The sequence below is a fragment of the Parasphingorhabdus sp. genome (assembly GCF_036963805.1).
Lineage (GTDB): Bacteria > Pseudomonadota > Alphaproteobacteria > Sphingomonadales > Sphingomonadaceae > Parasphingorhabdus.
Genome location: NZ_JBALUN010000001.1, coordinates 119844 through 137101, shown reverse-complemented (window position 1 = coordinate 137101; position 17258 = coordinate 119844). Strand labels below are relative to the sequence as shown.

Genomic DNA, 17258 nt, shown 5'->3' with positions numbered 1-17258 from the left:
TGGTAATGCGCGAACTTCGGGTCAATCCAGAATTTGTTGCTGCCGCAATGGATGATAGTCGGAATAGAGGTTTTTGATGCCAAACTCGAGAAAGCTCATTATTTATTGGCTAGCTTTCCCAATGTCATGACCATTTGTTTCGACAGCTGCAGCAGATAAGTTTAGATTATCTCATCGTCTCTTGCGCTTGATCGGAAACTTTTTTGCTATTGAATATCGCGATCATAGGATCAGCAATTTTGGCGAGCATCTATCTCCTCTCCCCGCGAGTATCCAAATCCCGTGTCTGGCGGGCAACCGTTACGCCGCTAGCCTCAATCATCGGTAGCGGGTTTCTGGTACTCGCACCGATTCTGGTATCGGCTTATGGTCGCAATGCGCCGCTGATAATGGCCGGACTATGTCTTGGTGCCTATCTGTTCGGGGCAGCGATCCGATTTAATATTTTCTGGCGCAATGTGCCCGAGCCGTTGGAAAATATTGCAGTCGAGCGTCTCGAAATCGCCGCATCCTGGTCACTGGTATTCGCCTTCATGATTTCGGTGGCCTATTATCTCAACCTGCTCGGGGCCTTCGCGGTCAGCCTGACGCCGTTCGACAACCATATCAATGCCAAGCTACTGACATCGGCGGTCTATATCCTCATATTGATCGTTGGCTGGACCAGCGGTTTCAGGGCGCTGGAAAGAATGGAATATGCCGCAGTGACGCTAAAACTGGCGATCATCGTGGGGCTGCTGGTCGGGCTGACTTACTATTTCTATCAGAAAGCCAGCGGTTCCGGCCTCTATTTCCACGCGCCGGAATTATCCGGCTGGCCCGCTTTCACTCTGGCCTTCGGGCTGATTATCACCGTTCAGGGATTCGAAACCTCACGCTATCTGGGGCATAACTATGATCCGGCAACGCGGATCAAGTCGATGCGGCTTGCGCAGGCCGTCTGTGCGGTCATCTACATGCTCTATATCAGCTTATTCGCCTATTCCTTTGACCGCAGCCAGTTTCAACTCAGCGAAACTGCGATTATCGACATGATGAGTCTGATTACACCAATCTTGCCGGTGCTGCTCGTCGCGGCGGCGCTAGCAGCGCAATTCAGTGCCGCGATTGCGGACACCAGTGGTTCTGGCGGATTGCTGAAAGAACTGACGCGTGGGCGCATGAGTGCACGCAACGGCTATGCTCTGCTTGTAGCCGTCGGCCTGTTCCTGACTTGGGAGGCCAATATATTCCAGATCATCGCTTATGCGTCGCGTGCCTTTGCAATTTACTACAGCTTGCAGTCCGCCATCGCTGCCCGGAGGGCATTTCTGGTTGGCGGCACGCTTTATCAGAAGGCCGGATTCATTCTACTGGCCGTCTTGGGCACAGTGATTGTGCTTTTCGGTAATGATGTAGAGTCAGTGGGGACAAGTTAATCGCGCCGTTTGGAACAACTTGCTCCCGTCTGCTAAAGCGCCTCCAACCTAACTGGCAAACCGTCTTTTGGCTGCGGGATCGGAAAAACCTGCCATTTCGGTTCATAATCCGGCCCACCGCTCAGCACCACACGGTTCTGGGTCAATATGGCATGCATCAAGATTTTGATCTGCATATAGGCGAAATGCAGCCCCAGACACATATGCGCGCCGCCGCCAAAAGGAACCCATGCATATTTGTGACGACCGGCACTATTTTCAGCTGTGAAGCGCATCGGATCAAATTTACTCGGATTCGGCCAATGTTTTTCCATCTTGTGCACAAATTGCGGACTAATCCCGATATTCGTTCCAGCCGGAATCGTATAGTTGCGGAAGGTGAATTGCTTGATCGCACGGCGCGGGATGCTGGGAACCGGCGGGATCAGGCGCAAGGATTCCTTAAATGCCATTTCGGTCAGTTCCAACTTGCCGAGATCGTCATAAGATAGTGGTTGGCCGGCAGGCGCAACGCGGAGGCACTCTTCGCGCAACCTATCCTGCCATTCCGGGTGTTTGGCGAGCAAATAGATCATGCTGGTCGCAGAAGAGGTAATCGTGTCATGCGCCGCCATCATCAGGAAGTTCATGTGATCGACGACTTCATCCTCGGTCAGCAAGCTGCCATCTTCGTGGGTCGCGAGACAAATCTGGGTAAAAATATCCTCGCCGCCTTTTTCGCGCCGCTCCTTCACCTGCGGGGTGAAATAGCTCAGCAGATATTCGCGTGCCTTCACGCCGCGCCACATCTTGGTGAACGGTAACGGTGAACGCACGATGCCGACAGAAGCCTGTACCTCATCGACAAAGGCCTTGTTGATCTTATCCGCCTCTGGTCCCCATGGAATGCCCAGAATCGCGCTTGCGGCGGTATCGAGCGACAGGGATTTAATCGCCGGATAAAATTCAAAGCTGGTCCCGCTCCATTCGGTCACACGTTCCGCTATGCCTTCGTTCAGAACCTTGCAATGATGCTTCATCGGTCCCGGCTTAAACGCAACCGACAGCGCCTTGCGGTCGGCCCGATGCCGCTCAAAATCCATCAGCATCAGCCCCCGAGGAAACAGATTGTTGAGCACGGGCCCCCAGCCCTGTTCATTGGAGAAAATCTTATCCTTATTGAACATCACCAGTTCCGTCGCATCCGCGCCGAGCAGCATGACATTGTCTTTGCCGAAATTATAAGTCCGATAGACCGAGCCATATTTCTCAACCATCTGCCGACTAAAACTGATGGGATCCTTAATCACCCGAAGGGTTGTACCCAATATCGGTAACCCATCTTCGCCAGGAATATGGGCAAGCGCGGCCTTGCTTGGTGGCTTCACCCAATGCGGGTTCGCGGTCTCGGTATAAGGGTATCCGTGGGATTGTGCTGCGCTGGCCAAGACAAAAACTCCTGAAAAACTTTATGTTATTGATGCTTTGTAGCTACTTTCATTAATGTCAGCAAGCTTCTCTGTTCATTCTCAATTCAATCCATCAATGTTACAAAATAGAGCAACATAGAAAGAAACAGGACTCGCCGAGAAAGGCAGGTCTATATTAACGATACAACCGATTGGCGTGGCTCCATGCAGCGCGACCGGCTTGAACAAGGGGTAAGACCATGGTGCAATTTTGGATGAAGAAGCTGATTAAGCCAGCAATGCTTGGCGGAGCGGTGCTCAGCCTTAGTGCCTGCGCCTATGGCGGCGCTTATGGTGACGGCTATGTCAATGGCGCGGGCTATGCCTGCGATCCTTATGCCCCCTTTGATGATTATTATGCCTGCGACAGCGGATATGGCTATGCCAATATCGGATTTGGCGGCGGCTGGTATGACAATTTCTATTATCCCGGCTACGGCCTCTACGTTTTCGATCGCGGGGGATCACGTTATGCAATGCAGCGCAATCACCGGCTACATTGGGCGCGGCAGCGGGCCGAATATGGTTCGCGCCATGCCCATCGGGGCGATCGCGATGACAGACGAAATGATTGGCGCAACGGCGATCGCGGCCGTGATCTAACTCCGGCACAGCGAGCTGAGAGGCGGGAACGCCGCGGCGACCTGACTCCGGCTCAACGCGCTGACAGACGGGATCGCCGGTCTGATCGTGCGGATCGAAGAGCAACCACTCCTAATCAAGCCAATGATGCGCGCACCGGTCGGGTCGGGCTACGCGATGGCGCCATACGCGGCAAGCGCGATAGCGAAACACGGCAAAACCGACGCGGCAACCGTCAAGGCACTGATGCACGCCCCCAAAGCGCGGCCCAGCCAGCCGCACAACAAAGGCCAGAACCCGTCGCACGCACGGCCCCTCAACCAACATCACGTCCGGCTCAGGGCAACTCTCGAATGGAAGTATTGCGCCGCAACGCCAAGAAGGACTGATCAAGACGGAAAGATGAGCTGGCTATTTTAGCGGATGGCCTTTTTCATCAAGCATTCTGGTGTAAACAAAATCCCGTGGCGGCTGATCCTCAACCTTACAGGTTTTAAGATTGACGGTTCGGTGCCCCCGGAATCCTGTTAGCTTGGTTTGCTCGTCATTGACGGTAAGGCCCATGCCTACCCAAAGATCGACCGGACAGATGTTATGCATCGCCCATGATAGCCGGATGAGATGCGCCCCATAGACAAGATTTCCGCGGAGGGTCGCGGTAAAGTCTACTTCGTCAGCTTCATGGACAAAATCCGTTGTTCGCTTTGTATGACGGGATTCAAGGTTCACACCGTTTTGGGTGAGATATAATATCCGGTTATCGCCATATTTCCAATATCCAGTCAGATCATAGGGGATATTTTCAGCCGGAGCAGTAGCTTTTGAAGGTGGGGCAATCTCGCTGACACCATTCTCCTTCGTCACCTGATCGGGCAGGGTTTGCGCGATAGCGACTTGACCCAGAATAAAAATGGCGGCGGAAAATATTGATAAGCGCAAAAACATACAGGTGGCCTCTCCGTAACTCCTATAAGGGTTTAGGACAAATTTTCGCTTGGGCAATGATGTTAATCACATCATCCTTCACCGATATGCAAAAGTCCGGTTCTACGTACCCGTGGGGCGAAGGCTGATTCACAAATATAAACGGGGCCGCCCCATATTTTATGGAGCGGCCCCGCTTGATCAAACAGGATAAAGTGCGGATAGCGTTACCGTCCCACGGTCACACGGCCAACATTATAGCCTTTTTCTTTCATTTCTTTCTTATAATCCTTGTTCGCATCGGCGATTTCGTTGCGATATTCTTCCTTCGCATCCCGGCGATCTTCATCATCCGTCGCGCGGGCTAAATCCTTTTTCAACTCGTGTTCGGCTTCCTGAATATCAGTGAGATAGTCGAACCAGTAATTATTCTCGACATTGCCAATGGGCTGCCTCAGAATTTCTTGCTGCGCACCGCCATGCGATGGATGGGCGGCTGCCCCGACAGCCGGTAAAATCATCATCGCCGCACCGGTGGCGGTTAATATCATATTGCGGATCTTCATAGTTATTCTCCTTATCGATATTTCGACCTGCACAGAACAGACGAGATTCGCTTTCGGGATCATGAACAGGAGATATCGTCGGACAAGGCGTACCATTGATGCGATAAAAGCCATGGCTGCGTCAGTAATATTGACCTGATTTCCGGCGAATTTTTAACTATTGCAGCCAAATCGGGCCTATCCACCACTAATTATAGTTAAGAGAATTGTAATCATGTTCCAAAGCCGGTACTTTCAACGATGTAACTAGTATCAGGGGTTGTACTATGGCGACGGCTTATCGGGACATTCAACCAGAAAAATTTGAACCTGCAGAAATCCATCCACAACATGGTGTGATTATCGGCGGCCCTGCGGCGCGTGCCAAGCGCATCGAATATGGGATTTTGCTTTCATCCATGACGCTCGGTTCAATCGGCGCGCTCTATTGGACATTAACCCATGCCACTGGCTGGGTCGAATGGTCTGCTTTCCTGTTTGGCTATGTGCTGATCAACATGGGCGTTGGCATCGGCTATCACCGTTTTTATACCCATCGCTCGTTTCAAGCCGGCCCGAAAATGCGACTTGCTATCGGTATCATGGCGCAAATGGCTTGTCAGGCTTCGGTCCTGAAATGGGCCGCCGACCACCGCCGTCACCATGCTTTTTCGGATGATGTCGGTGATGTCCACAGCCCCTATATAGACGGCCATGGCAAGAAAATGTCGCGGCTAAAAGGGCTTGGAATCGCCCATTTCGGTTGGTTGTTCGATAATACAACATCGGATATGAACGTCTATGGCAAAGGCCTGATCGACGATCCGCAAGTGTTGTGGTGTCACCGTCATCGCTGGGCTATTGCCATTTTCTCCAGCATTATCTTTCCTGCGCTCTGGGCGCTCGCTTTTGGTGGTCCTGAACATATTATCGGAACCATCCTGATCGGCGGGCTGTTCCGCAATTTCTTCTTTCTCAACTTCGTCATGGGTGTGAACAGCATCGGCCATGTATTCGGGTCACAGCGTTTCAAAACCAAAGACGGATCGCGCAATAACTGGTTCATGGCGTGGATGACCTTTGGCGATGGTTGGCACAACAACCACCATCAGCACCCCCGCTCGGCCTATGCAGGCCTGATGTGGTGGGAAGTCGATGTGAACGGCTATATTATCTCACTATGGGAGAAAATGGGCCTCGTCTGGAACGTCCGGCGCGCACCGAAATATGTGCGCGATGCTCAAGGCTTATGGGTGCAAGAGAAAAAGCTGGCATCAACGATTGAACCGCTCAGTCCGGAAATCATGTCTGAGGACGATGGCGGGATCATGTTCCCCAAGACCGCAGAGACGATAGATGCGGAAATAGAGGATTTAACGGCCGCTGCCGACGCGCGCTGAGAGCCTAGTTTAATTTATTAGCTGACCGCAATATCATCGTCGCGGTGACCGTTTCGTTTGCGCCCGGATTAACCGAAAGCTCTTCGACCGAAATGCCGCGTCTTTCCAGCGTAGCCAACCAGCCGAACAAAGCCATTGGCTTTGCGGAATCAATCGCCAGTCGAACGCTGCCATTGCTCTGTGGGTCCAGCCGTCCGACAGCAAAGCCGGCTTCCCCGGCATTTTGACTGATAAAGATATCGAGCGGGCCAGCCATCAGCTTTACCGTCTTGTCCTTCGGTGCCTTTAGCGCATCGACCTTGGCTTCAATGCGCGCCTGACTATCCAGCGCTTGCCCATAGCGCTTCTCGGCCGCGTCAAAAGCCCCGATGAACGGCGCAATAATTGCAAAATACCCGACCAGCAAAGCGATCAGCACACCCATCACACTAATTAATATTTTTTCACGCTGACTCAGCGCCAGAAACCAGTCTTTGATCATGTCTATCATGGCGCGCGCACCGTTATATCAGCTTTGGACGATCCGGTTGCATCCGTGCGGGGGGTTGCTGTGATTACAAATCCAGCATTTTGGATGGCAAGCAACGCCGGATTTATATCCTCGTTCCGGGCAGCCGTCAGACCAGCAGAAACTGTGCCATCCTTGCGATAGCTTATCCGTTCGATCGACACGCCTTGCGTTTGTTGAAGGGCAGAAAATAGCGCCGATGCAGGTACGGAAAAAGCAATATTGCCGCGATTTTCGCTGATCAATCGTTCATTCAACCGACGATCGGCCTCTTCCACGTTATCCACCGAACCAATAACCGGCTGCGCGGCGGCCAAAGCGGCAACATCTGCATCTCTTGCTGCCCAATGATATTTCACCAATTGAATGACCGGAATCAAAAGCGAAACCACAATTGCGGCCAGCGCCAACCAGCCCAATGTCCGCTTTTGCTTGGTGGTCATGAGCTTATATGACTTTTTAGCAAAGGCACCCGAGCGCAAGTTTAAACTTTCATTGTCCGCCGCATCGACCAGCGCCCGATCAACCACAGATTCCGGCAAAACGGTCACCCTGCTCTCACCAATCAGATGCGCGCGCAAAGATGGCTCGTCGGGGATGATCATTTGTTCCCCCCGCAACACGGTTTCGAAACCGAAATCCGCCTCGACAACGCCGTCATCCTCTGGCGCGATCAGCCAGCCCACAGGAATAATTTTATCCGGATCTATGCCTAGCGCTTTGAGCTGCACCAATCCGCTAGCCATAATGTTTTTGCCAACACCTGCAGTCGCCGCCTGTCCCGAAGCATCAACGACTGCCGCAATATGGAGGTTTTCCAGACCAAGGCTGCTTTTTTGGGCCGCAATCCGCGCAGCTGCTAATGCTTGCTGCGGAGTTATATCATCCAGCGGCGCATGCCAGCGCACCGTGGTCAGCGCAGACGGCATTAATGCAATATGGGTTACCGGTTCATTCTCGGCCGACAGCAGTTTCAACCCGGCGGCGAACATCGGGTCTGCGTCGGTGCCTTTGGCTTCTACAGCACCGTCGGTCACAAGCCACCACTGCAGAGCCTGCGCCTCCACCGTCGGGAAAACCGTAATCAAGGATTGAAATGACGACATTAGCCCTCAGCGGTCCGATTCAATAGACAAAGGATAAGAGGCAGTAACGGATTTTGTTCCAATTTGGCCTCCCCGAGTCGGCTAAAATAATTATTCTACTATAGCGGTTTGCTAGTGCCTTTTAGGCTTCTTGTCACCTATGGCAATCGGGCTATTCAGCGTAAATATCTGCATTATCTTCTTCCCCGCCCGGTGCACCGTCGGCCCCCAATGAGTAAAGATCAAATCCGGGGCCCTTGCGTCCTGGATTGTCATATTGATAGGGGCGTCCCCACGGATCTTCAGGAAGCTTCTTGATATATCCCCCTTGCCGATAGCGGGCCGATGGCGACAAGGTTGCCGGAGCGCTCGACAGCGCCGCCAACCCATCGGACGATGCCGGATAGTTCAAATTATCAAGCCGGTACATTTCGAGCGCCTGCCCCAATGTAGCAATATCCGCTCGTGCTTTTTCAACCATGGCGCGGTCCTGACTCGGGAGTACATTGATCACGACAATTGTCGTCAGCAGGCCAAGAATGAAAATCACCACCATCAGTTCAACCAGCGTGAAACCATTGGGTTTAGGCTTCTTTCGGTCATCGCGAACCGGTGGACGCCCCATATCGGTGAGGAGATTGAATAGAATTTTAAGCATATATTCTCCTGTAAATCCCGCCCTACAGTCCAGCAAGATTCTGAAGCTGTAATATCGGTAATAATATCGCCAAGATCACCACAGCAACCACACCCCCCAACAGGACGATGATCAACGGTTCCAACAATGACAAGGCGGTCGAGCTGAAATTATCAAATTCCCGCTCCATATAATCTGCGGCGCGGGCCAGCATATCATCCAGTTGTCCCGAGGCCTCTCCGCTGGCCGTAAGATAGACCAGCATTGGTGGAAACACGCCGGTATTTTTAAGCGCCTTGGACAGGCTTCCGCCGCCGCGAATAGTTTCGACCATATCTTCTGACGCCTTGCGTAGTACCGCATTGCTGATCGTACTCGTCGTCAACCGCAGCCCTTCCAATATCGGCAAACGGCTCGCCACCATGGTCGACAGGGTTCTGGCCAATCGTGCCGCGTTTAAATCCCGCAAAAGCCGCCCCAGAAAAGGGGTGCGCAGCATGAAACCGTCAAAGCGATATTTGAATTTTGGTTCTTTCAAAGCGCGCCAGCCGATAACGGCCAGCATTACCAACAAGGCGGCTATGGCCCACCACCAGCTAGCCAGAAAATCGGAAATGCCTATTACCACCCGCGTCACAAAAGGAAGCTGCTGATTCACATCATCAAATTGCTCGACCACTTTGGGGACAACCGCGATCATCAGCAAAGCGACAACCAATATCGCCACCAGCGCGAGTACAATCGGATAGGCCAGTGCGCTGATCAATTTGCCGCGCATCTCTGCCTGGCGTTCTAACAGCCCGGCCAGGCGCTCGGTAATATCGGGCAATGTACCGGAACTTTCGCCCGCCGAAATCATCGCGCGATAAAGCGGCGGAAAGCTCGCCGGTTCGCGGCGCATCGCCTCGGCAAGCCGCTGCCCCTCAATGACACCGGAATGGACAGACGCGATCCGGTCGCGGACATATTCTTTCTCATTCTGGGTACCGATGGTCCGCAAGGCTTCTTCGAGCGGACTGACTTGCACCAGCGACGACAGTTGGCGGGTAAATAAAGTCAATTCTTTCGAACCGAGTTTCTTGGGTCCGAAAAGTGACCGGCCCCGCTTTGACGAAGGCTTGTGCGAATGTTCGACCTTCACCACATAAAATTTGCGTTCGGTCAGCTTGGCACGTGCCTCTTCATTGCTGTCGGCCGCAACCCGGCCGGTTTTCTCCCGGCCTTTTGGGTCTATAGCAGTATATGAAAATTCAGGCATTGACCTGTTCATCCACAGTTTCGCGGCGCGAAATGCGGATACATTCTTCCGCCGTTGTCAGCCCTTGGCGCACCAGCGAGCGTGCGGCAGAGCCCAGATTTGGTTTTTTGAGGAAGGCATAGGAAGTGATGCGTCCTTCATCGCCTCCATCATTAATCAGTTTGCGGATTTGTTCATCGACACGGATCGCTTCGAACACCCCGATCCGGCCCTGAAAACCGGTATGATTGCACTCGTCACAACCCACTTCGCGGTACACCACCGTGCCATTGTCAAAACCGAGCAACGACGCGAGGCTTCCATCGGCCTGGATAGGAATACGGCAATGTGGACACAGCTTGCGCACCAACCGCTGGGCGACCACCGCCCGTAAGGTAGAGGCGAGCAGAAATGGTTCGATCTTCATATCGCGCATACGGGTAATCGCACCCACTGCATCATTGGTATGGACAGTGGAGAGCACCAAATGACCAGTCAGAGAGGCCTGCACGGCAATTTCCGCCGTCTCCCGATCACGAATTTCACCGATCATCACAACATCAGGATCTTGGCGCAAAATCGCTCGCAATCCGGCGGCGAACGTCAATCCGACTTTGGCATTTACCTGTGTCTGGCCAATACCTTCAATGGCATATTCCACCGGATCTTCGATCGTCAGGATATTGCGGCTGCCGTCATTCAACTGTTTCAGACCCGCATAAAGCGAAGTTGTCTTACCCGAACCGGTGGGACCGGTGACCAATATGATACCATTGGGCTCAGCCAAGGCCTCGGTCAAAATCTCATGGGTCGTTTCAGACATGCCGAGTAGATCCAGCGATATCGCCGCGCTCTCTTTATCTAAAATCCGCATCACAACCCGTTCATTGGACCGGTTGGGCAAGGTCGAAACGCGCACATCCAGCATCTTGCCGCCAAGGGTCAAGCTGATCCGGCCATCTTGTGGAATCCGCCGTTCGGCAATGTCCAGTCTGGCCATGACCTTGATCCGGTTGACGATAACCGATGCGACATGGGGCGGCATACGCAGCTTTTCCATCAGCACGCCATCCACCCGCATGCGCACAACCAGACCGGTCTCATAGGGTTCGATATGAATATCCGAAGCGCCCTGCCGCGCCGCTTCGGCAATAATTCCGTTAATCAACCGGATGGTCGGGGCATCATCGGCGCTGTCGAGCAAATCTTCTGCGCTTGGAATATTTCCGGCTATATCATCTAGTGCGTCGTTGCTCAGGCTCATATCACCGGCCATCGCCGCCGCGCTGCCGTCCATGGCATAATGTTCGGAAAGCGCTTTTTCAAATGCTTCTGGAGCCAATAGATCAACATCAAATGGCATTGCCAGATACCGGCGTAATTCAAGCAGCGCCTGAGGATCGGATCCTTCGCGCATAGCAACAGTCTGCCGCTCGCCATCGGTCCGCATCATCAACACGCCATGATCTCGCGCAAATGCGTAAGGAATATCTAGAAGGGATGGAAATGACGCCTGTTCTTCAACAGGTTTAATATCATCGCCGGAACGGTCCACTTCAGTTCCTTTCGCGATTTTCATCAGTCATTTCTCTCTGTATCGAGGTTGCTGGGCGTGACCGGTACATCTTCTACAAGGCCGCCATTTGGCGGTGCACCAATCATTCCGGGAGCATAGATAATCTCGTCATCCGGACGCGCCTGAACTACCGGAGGAACACCGCCGATATAATCCCGGACCAACACATCAAGTGAAGGCTCCTGCTCTGGATCACGGAGCAACTGGCGGTCCCGGACATAGCCATAGCGGCGGGCCGCATAAGCGCGTGCATCAGCACGGTTCCTCATTATTTTGGGCCGGATGAAGACCATTAAATTGGTTTTTATCCGTGATTTTCCGCGTGATTTAAACAACTCACCCAATATTGGAATATCCCCCAAAAAGGGGATTTTTTCTATTGTGCGACGCTCATTATCGTCCAGCAATCCGCCCAATGCGATAATCTCGCCATCCCCCACGGTCACCGTAGTCTTAATCTCGCGCTTGTTGATGATCAGCTCGTTGAAATCTTTTGAAACCGGACCCGCAATGGAACTGACTTCCTGCCGAAGCTCCAGCCGCACTTCATCGCCAGCGTTAATTTGCGGCGTGACTTCCAGTTCGATACCGACATTTTGCCGCTGGATCGTGCGGAACGCATTGTCAAAATTACCCGACAAAGCCTCTCCGGTGGAAACAGGTATTTCCTGACCAAAAAGGATGCTGCCTTTCAGGTTGTTATTCACCGTCAGCGATGGTGTCGAAAGCAGATGCGAGTCAGAATCGCGCTGCACCGCGTTGATGATGGAACCTAGAATGACATCACCGCCCAGCGTCGTTGCGAAGCCGGTAAAAGCACCGCGTGCGCCCAGCACCGCATCTGCTGCATTTCCTAACAGCTTGTCTCCGACGACGCTATTGGTGCTCGTGGTGGTCGCCGTGTCTGTGGTGGTTGTGGTCGATGTATTAAACTGATCGGCCAGCAACCCGCCCGCAAGATCGACGATATTCGGGGACGCATTGGAAAAATTCGTAACCGCAAAGGGCGTATCTTTGCCGCCAAGCAAAAACTGGACGCCCAGTTCGCGCGCCAAAGTGTCGGAAATTTCCACGATAATCGCTTCAACCGATACCTGCTCTTGCCGCGTATCCAACTGCCGGATCAATTCTCCAACCATACGCTGAACGTCCGGATTGGCGGCTACGATAATGGCATTTGTGCCTTCATAACGGGTCACAACAGCGGGCCCATGCCGAGAAATGCCGCCCCCTGAATTAGATGAGGTGGATACTGGCGCCGGAGCTGGCGTGGCACTGCTACCACCACCCACTGTGCTGGTCGATGTCGTGACAGTTGGCGCCGATCCGCCTCCACCCTGCCCGATAAGTTGTTCGATCACCGGCAATAATTGTTCGGCATTGGCATAATCAAGTTGATGCACGCGGATTTCTGTTCCAGCTTCTGCACGCTGGTCAAGCTCCCGCGCCATTTGCGCAAATTTGGCAACTGCTCCCGGATCACCGCGCAGCGCAATACTATTACTGCTGTCAATCGACACGACGGTTACTGGCGCAACTGCACCTTCCCCGCCCTGTTGCGCTAGAGTCTGCAAGGAAGTCGCAATTTCCCGCGCGCCGGCATTTTTTAGGTTCACAATAGTCGAGGCAGAACTGTCCCGGTCAATCTGGCGGATTAATTCTCGAATTCGGCGGATATTATCTGCATAATCGACAATCACTAGGCTGTTTGCATTGCGGTTGCCCGTGATCGAGCCCTGCTTACTCACCAACGGACGTAAAGTTTCCAACGCGGCTGTCGCTTCAATGGATTTAAGCCGCACAACCTCGGTAACAAATTGATTGGCAGCAGACTGGCGATTACCAATGCGTGTCGGCTGGGTCGCGGCACCGTCGGCGGGCTGGATGCGATAGGCACCGCGCGCTGTCGGGATAGCGACCAGATTATTGGCGCGCAACGTCGACAGAAAAATCTCAAAATATTCGGATCGGGACAAGGGACGGTCCGTCACGACCGATACTTTGCCCTGCACCCGGCTATCGACAATGAAGGTACTGCCAGTGACCCGGGCCGCATCGCGAACAAATGCCCGGATATCAGCATCACGAACATTCAGGCTATGCTGCGCAAAGGCCGGAGCCATAGCCACTGGACCCAATATGGCCAGAGAGACCGTCCATTTAACAGCCATTTTCGTCAATATATGCGTCATTACTGAGACCCCATGTTAATCGCAATGGGAACAGTATTTGCACCGCGCTCCACTTCTACTGATAACCGCGCACCGGGAGCGATCTGACCTTTTAATGTGGAAATATCGCCAGCCGAAGAGACCGGCTGCCCGTTTACCGACACGATGATATCGCCGTCCTTGAAACCTGCAGCCTTAAATAATGCACCATCGCCGCGTCCGGAAACGACGATTCCCGTCACTTTGCCGTTCGCGCTGCGCGGAGCCAGATCGAACGCATTGGTAATATCTGCTGCTGCGAGAGCGCCGTTCGATGGCAAGCCAGAACCCGCCGCCGTTTCAACATCATCCTCTGCACCAACAGTTTCCGCTGGCACCGATTGGTCCAGATACAGGCTTTCTTTAACGCCGCCGCGATCAATCACGACATGATCGAATTGGACCGCATCCAGCTTCACACCCGACATAATCTCGTCGCCCACGGCATAGCTGTCCTGCACACCGTCCGGTCCCGCCAATATGGCTGAGCCAAGGCCGGAGCCTTCATTCATTCTAATTCCAAATAATGTGAGTTGCAGCGAAGTCACGACATTGGCAGTCGCAGCTGGCCCCGCGCGGAAAAACGGATCAAAACTGTTAAACAAGGACCAGCGGGATTGCGGCGAAAGCACTTGCACTTCCCGCCCATGCCAATCGCCAACCGGCCCCAGCGGCGTGGCAACCAGCCAGATCAACCTGAACGCCTGTATCACCAGTAAAACCAGCAATATTGCCAGAAGGACAGGATAAAGACCGGGCATTCGCAACGCCCGCCCTTTATCAAATAATCTGTTAAATGGTTGAATATCCACGAATCCCCGCACCCTGCTGCTGTGCAGTATCTATAACGGTTTGGTGACCAACCCGCGACTCATTGATGACAAAAAAATGACAGGAACCGTCAAGCGGTCTCCGTCATTTCTCATATATTCGCGACTAGAACTTAGAAGTTGATGCCGATACTCATCGACAGACGCGTACCAATGTCATAGCCGTTGTTGATGATCTTCGTATCATTGAGCGTCTGGGTCTCGCTATAGTCCGTACCCAAAAGGTTACGGGCTTCAAACTTCACTTCAAATTCCTGTCCGGAAATTTCCAGTTGCTCGCGCATAACAAAATCCAGTCGCCAACCGGTGCGCTCGATAAGATCTGGCTGACCTTGAGGCCCGCGTGCCGTAACCCGGGGGCTGTTATAGGTAACTAAGAATGTCTGCTGTGACAGACCTTCTTCTGATTCCAATCCCAATTGCAGGTTGGCAACATGGGATGATTGACCAGTCAAACGATCGCCATCATCAAATAGGTTCGCCGCCGCTGTGGGTAGGAGTGTCACCGGGTTGACCGCAACATCTCCGTCAGCCACATTAATCTCGGATTTAGTATAGGTGTAGTTCGCCGCCAGAAGCAGACGACGATCTTCAAAGAAACTGCCCCCAAATACATTATTCAGCGGGAAATATTTAACCAGTTCGACTTCTGCTCCATAAAGCGTCGCATTGGGCGCATTAGAAAAGCCGGTAAACAAAGTACCGCCGCCCTGAACAAAGGCAACATTTTCGATGGGATTATCGATATCCTTATAGAAACCGGCCAGCGTGATCCGTTCACCACGGCCAATATAATATTCAAAACGGCCTTCCAGATTAACTAGCTCACTATCTTCCAGCAGCGGGTTACCAATGAAGGTTCTGTCTGTATCGAGATCAAGAAATTGTTGCGGTGCCAATTCACGAAATTGCGGGCGGGCAACAGTTTTGGACGCTGCCAAACGGAATTGCATATCGTCAGCAAAATTCCATGTCACCGTACCGGCAGGCAACCAATAGTCATTATCAAGTCCGGTTGGAACGGTAACTTGGCCGCCAGCTAAAGTGATGGGCACAACTTCCTGCTTGGCCGTTTCGTAGCGGACACCGACATTGAGGCGAAGGCCATCAGCCAATTCCGCGTCAATTTGTCCATAACCACCATGAATTTCGAGTTCCGCCGTATAAGCAGGGACCGAGCTCTGCGCCGCCACTTCCCGTAATTCTATGCCTTGCGTAAAAATATTAAAGTCGGACAACAGATAATCAATCCGCTGCTGGTCATAGGGACTTGCGATGCCGTTGGTTGGTACAAAGCGGAAATCGCGGCGCTGGGCGCTACGATCATTCAGATAATAGCTGTAACCCGCTGTTAAATTAACCGGCACACCGATGTTAGTTTCATAACCGAGGTCCAGTCCGGCCCCATAAACATCGTCGTTTAATTCGCTAAATCTTATACGGGCGGACTCTCCCGGTGATGTTAGGTCGTTAACAAAATCATTCGCAAATTGATCGTCATACGCATAGCTTGATGTGCGCTCATACGGCGCGTCACGCTTGGAATTGGCGTAGCTCCCGCGCAGATCGACAGAAATTTGATCAAATTTAAATTCGCCAACAAATTGGGTCGTAAATAGCTGTCGTTCAAACCAGCTGGTGCGGCTCTGGTTCAGCAAGGTACCTGCATCAACATTAATCGCATCGATGCCCTGTTTGATACTGGCATCTTTAACCGTGTCATGGATATAGAGATTTGTGAACCGTATTTTATGCTCATCAAACTCAGCCGATAACGCGAGCAAGCCATTGACAACTATCCGGTTTTCGGTGGTCAAAAATCTAAAATTCTGATCGGCGGCAAGTCCGTCAACGCCATCGATATTTGTGATACCCTGCGCTGCTTGCTGAACGCCGCTGCGCGTCCTCCAGCTATTTTCATAACCGGCGGTGGCAATGATACCGACAAGAGCATCGCCAACATCAATGGTCGTGCCGCCCGTCACTTCGGCCGAGAAGTTCGCTGGGATATCATTGTTGCGTTGGATAACAGCCGTTTGCGAATTGGTCAGGCTCGCTGCAAAATTTTGCAAGTCTTGACTGGTAAATTCGTTACCGACAGAAATTGGAACATTTTTACCAATAGCCGCAGCTAAGCCGCCGGGAATTTTGCGCGTACCATCATCATAGCCCACAATATCAGAATCTGAACCATCATAGGTGTAACCCAGATCCGCTGTCGTTTCCGTGTCGCCACTCAAGCTGAAGCTAAATTTCAAAAATGGCTCTTCCGGCGTCGATTTCGTTGTCAGATTGATCACACCACCGCCAAATTCACCAGGATAATTGACCGAATAGCTTTTTTGAACGACTGTCGAAGCGATCACGCTGGTCGGGAACAGGTCGAGAGGAACAACACGACGAAGAGGCTCGGGCGATGGCAAAGGCAAACCGTTGAGGAGGGCCAAAGAATAGCGCTCACCCAAACCACGGACGAAAACAAAGCGTCCGCCAACAACGCTCAAACCGGTAACGCGCTGCAACGAACCTGCAATATCACCATCTGCCGCACGGGCAATTTCCTCTGCACCAAGAACAGAAACAACTTCCGATGTCGCACGGATCGGATTGGGGATAAATTTGCCGCGAACAATGATATCACCGCCGAAATCGCCGCCCGGAGCGGAAATATCAACATCCTTTTCTGACGCATCATCAGACTGATCCGCTTGGGTTTCCGCATCATTAGCAGCCACCTGTGCCAATGCAGCAGGAGAAAATAATGCTGTGCTCAAAAATAGACTTGTGACCAAAGATGCCCGCTTCGTCATCGGAATTTTTCCTTTTTTTTATTCAAAAAATGGGATAGCAGCCCATTC

14 protein-coding genes are annotated in these 17258 nt (G+C 52.5%); 3 read left to right on the top strand and 11 right to left on the bottom strand.

The genetic code is table 11. The annotated features are described in order from the left end of the window. The first annotated feature begins 203 nt into the window (after positions 1–203). A complete protein-coding gene (locus V7676_RS00690; RefSeq protein WP_335657737.1) occupies positions 204–1418 on the top strand; it encodes a hypothetical protein in 1215 nt (404 codons plus the stop codon). A 32-nt stretch (positions 1419–1450) separates the two neighbouring features. Here the strand turns inward: V7676_RS00690 and V7676_RS00685 are convergent, their stop codons facing one another. After that, complete coding sequence (locus V7676_RS00685) at positions 1451–2845, bottom strand: cytochrome P450 (RefSeq protein WP_335657736.1); 1395 nt, start codon at positions 2843–2845, stop codon at positions 1451–1453. 221 nt (positions 2846–3066) lie between these two features. Here V7676_RS00685 and V7676_RS00680 point away from each other — a divergent pair, with 221 nt between their 5' ends. Continuing rightward, positions 3067–3837: a hypothetical protein gene (locus tag V7676_RS00680; protein WP_335657735.1), complete on the top strand. Its 771-nt coding sequence runs from the start codon at positions 3067–3069 to the stop codon at positions 3835–3837. Between the two features lie 22 nt (positions 3838–3859). Here the strand turns inward: V7676_RS00680 and V7676_RS00675 are convergent, their stop codons facing one another. Next, positions 3860–4393, bottom strand: a complete 534-nt coding sequence (locus V7676_RS00675) for a hypothetical protein (protein WP_335657734.1) — start codon at positions 4391–4393, stop codon at positions 3860–3862. A 206-nt stretch (positions 4394–4599) separates the two neighbouring features. Continuing rightward, positions 4600–4938: a hypothetical protein gene (locus tag V7676_RS00670; protein WP_335657733.1), complete on the bottom strand. Its 339-nt coding sequence runs from the start codon at positions 4936–4938 to the stop codon at positions 4600–4602. 266 nt (positions 4939–5204) lie between these two features. Between V7676_RS00670 and V7676_RS00665 the strand changes: the two genes are divergently transcribed. After that, a complete protein-coding gene (locus V7676_RS00665) occupies positions 5205–6317 on the top strand; it encodes an acyl-CoA desaturase (protein WP_335657732.1) in 1113 nt (370 codons plus the stop codon). A 4-nt stretch (positions 6318–6321) separates the two neighbouring features. On the opposite strand, the gene gspM is transcribed toward V7676_RS00665, so the two are convergent. From gspM to V7676_RS00625, 8 genes are all read right to left on the bottom strand, one after another. Then, positions 6322–6807 (bottom strand): type II secretion system protein GspM, encoded by a 486-nt coding sequence (gene gspM / locus V7676_RS00660; protein ID WP_335657731.1) that lies wholly within the window; start codon positions 6805–6807, stop codon positions 6322–6324. Further along, a complete protein-coding gene (gene gspL / locus V7676_RS00655; protein ID WP_335657730.1) occupies positions 6804–7931 on the bottom strand; it encodes a type II secretion system protein GspL in 1128 nt (375 codons plus the stop codon). Before gspL ends, gspM begins: the two co-directional genes overlap by 4 nt. 151 nt (positions 7932–8082) lie before the next feature. Continuing rightward, positions 8083–8535 (bottom strand): type II secretion system major pseudopilin GspG, encoded by a 453-nt coding sequence (gspG, locus tag V7676_RS00650; protein ID WP_335658873.1) that lies wholly within the window; start codon positions 8533–8535, stop codon positions 8083–8085. A 55-nt stretch (positions 8536–8590) separates the two neighbouring features. After that, positions 8591–9805, bottom strand: coding sequence for a type II secretion system inner membrane protein GspF (gspF, locus tag V7676_RS00645; RefSeq protein ID WP_335657729.1), 1215 nt, complete (start codon positions 9803–9805; stop codon positions 8591–8593). Then, on the bottom strand, positions 9798–11363 hold the full coding sequence (gene gspE / locus V7676_RS00640; RefSeq protein ID WP_335657728.1) for a type II secretion system ATPase GspE: 1566 nt from the start codon (positions 11361–11363) through the stop codon (positions 9798–9800). The genes gspF and gspE overlap by 8 nt, the downstream gene beginning before the upstream one ends. Then, positions 11363–13552 carry a type II secretion system secretin GspD gene (gspD, locus tag V7676_RS00635; RefSeq protein ID WP_335657727.1) on the bottom strand — a complete coding sequence of 730 codons (2190 nt, stop codon included), beginning with the start codon at positions 13550–13552 and terminating at the stop codon, positions 11363–11365. Before gspD ends, gspE begins: the two co-directional genes overlap by 1 nt. Next, positions 13552–14331 (bottom strand): type II secretion system protein N, encoded by a 780-nt coding sequence (locus tag V7676_RS00630; RefSeq protein ID WP_335657726.1) that lies wholly within the window; start codon positions 14329–14331, stop codon positions 13552–13554. Before V7676_RS00630 ends, gspD begins: the two co-directional genes overlap by 1 nt. A 182-nt stretch (positions 14332–14513) precedes the next feature. Next, positions 14514–17210, bottom strand: a complete 2697-nt coding sequence (locus V7676_RS00625) for a TonB-dependent receptor domain-containing protein (protein ID WP_335657725.1) — start codon at positions 17208–17210, stop codon at positions 14514–14516. Between the last annotated feature and the right edge of the window lie 48 nt (positions 17211–17258).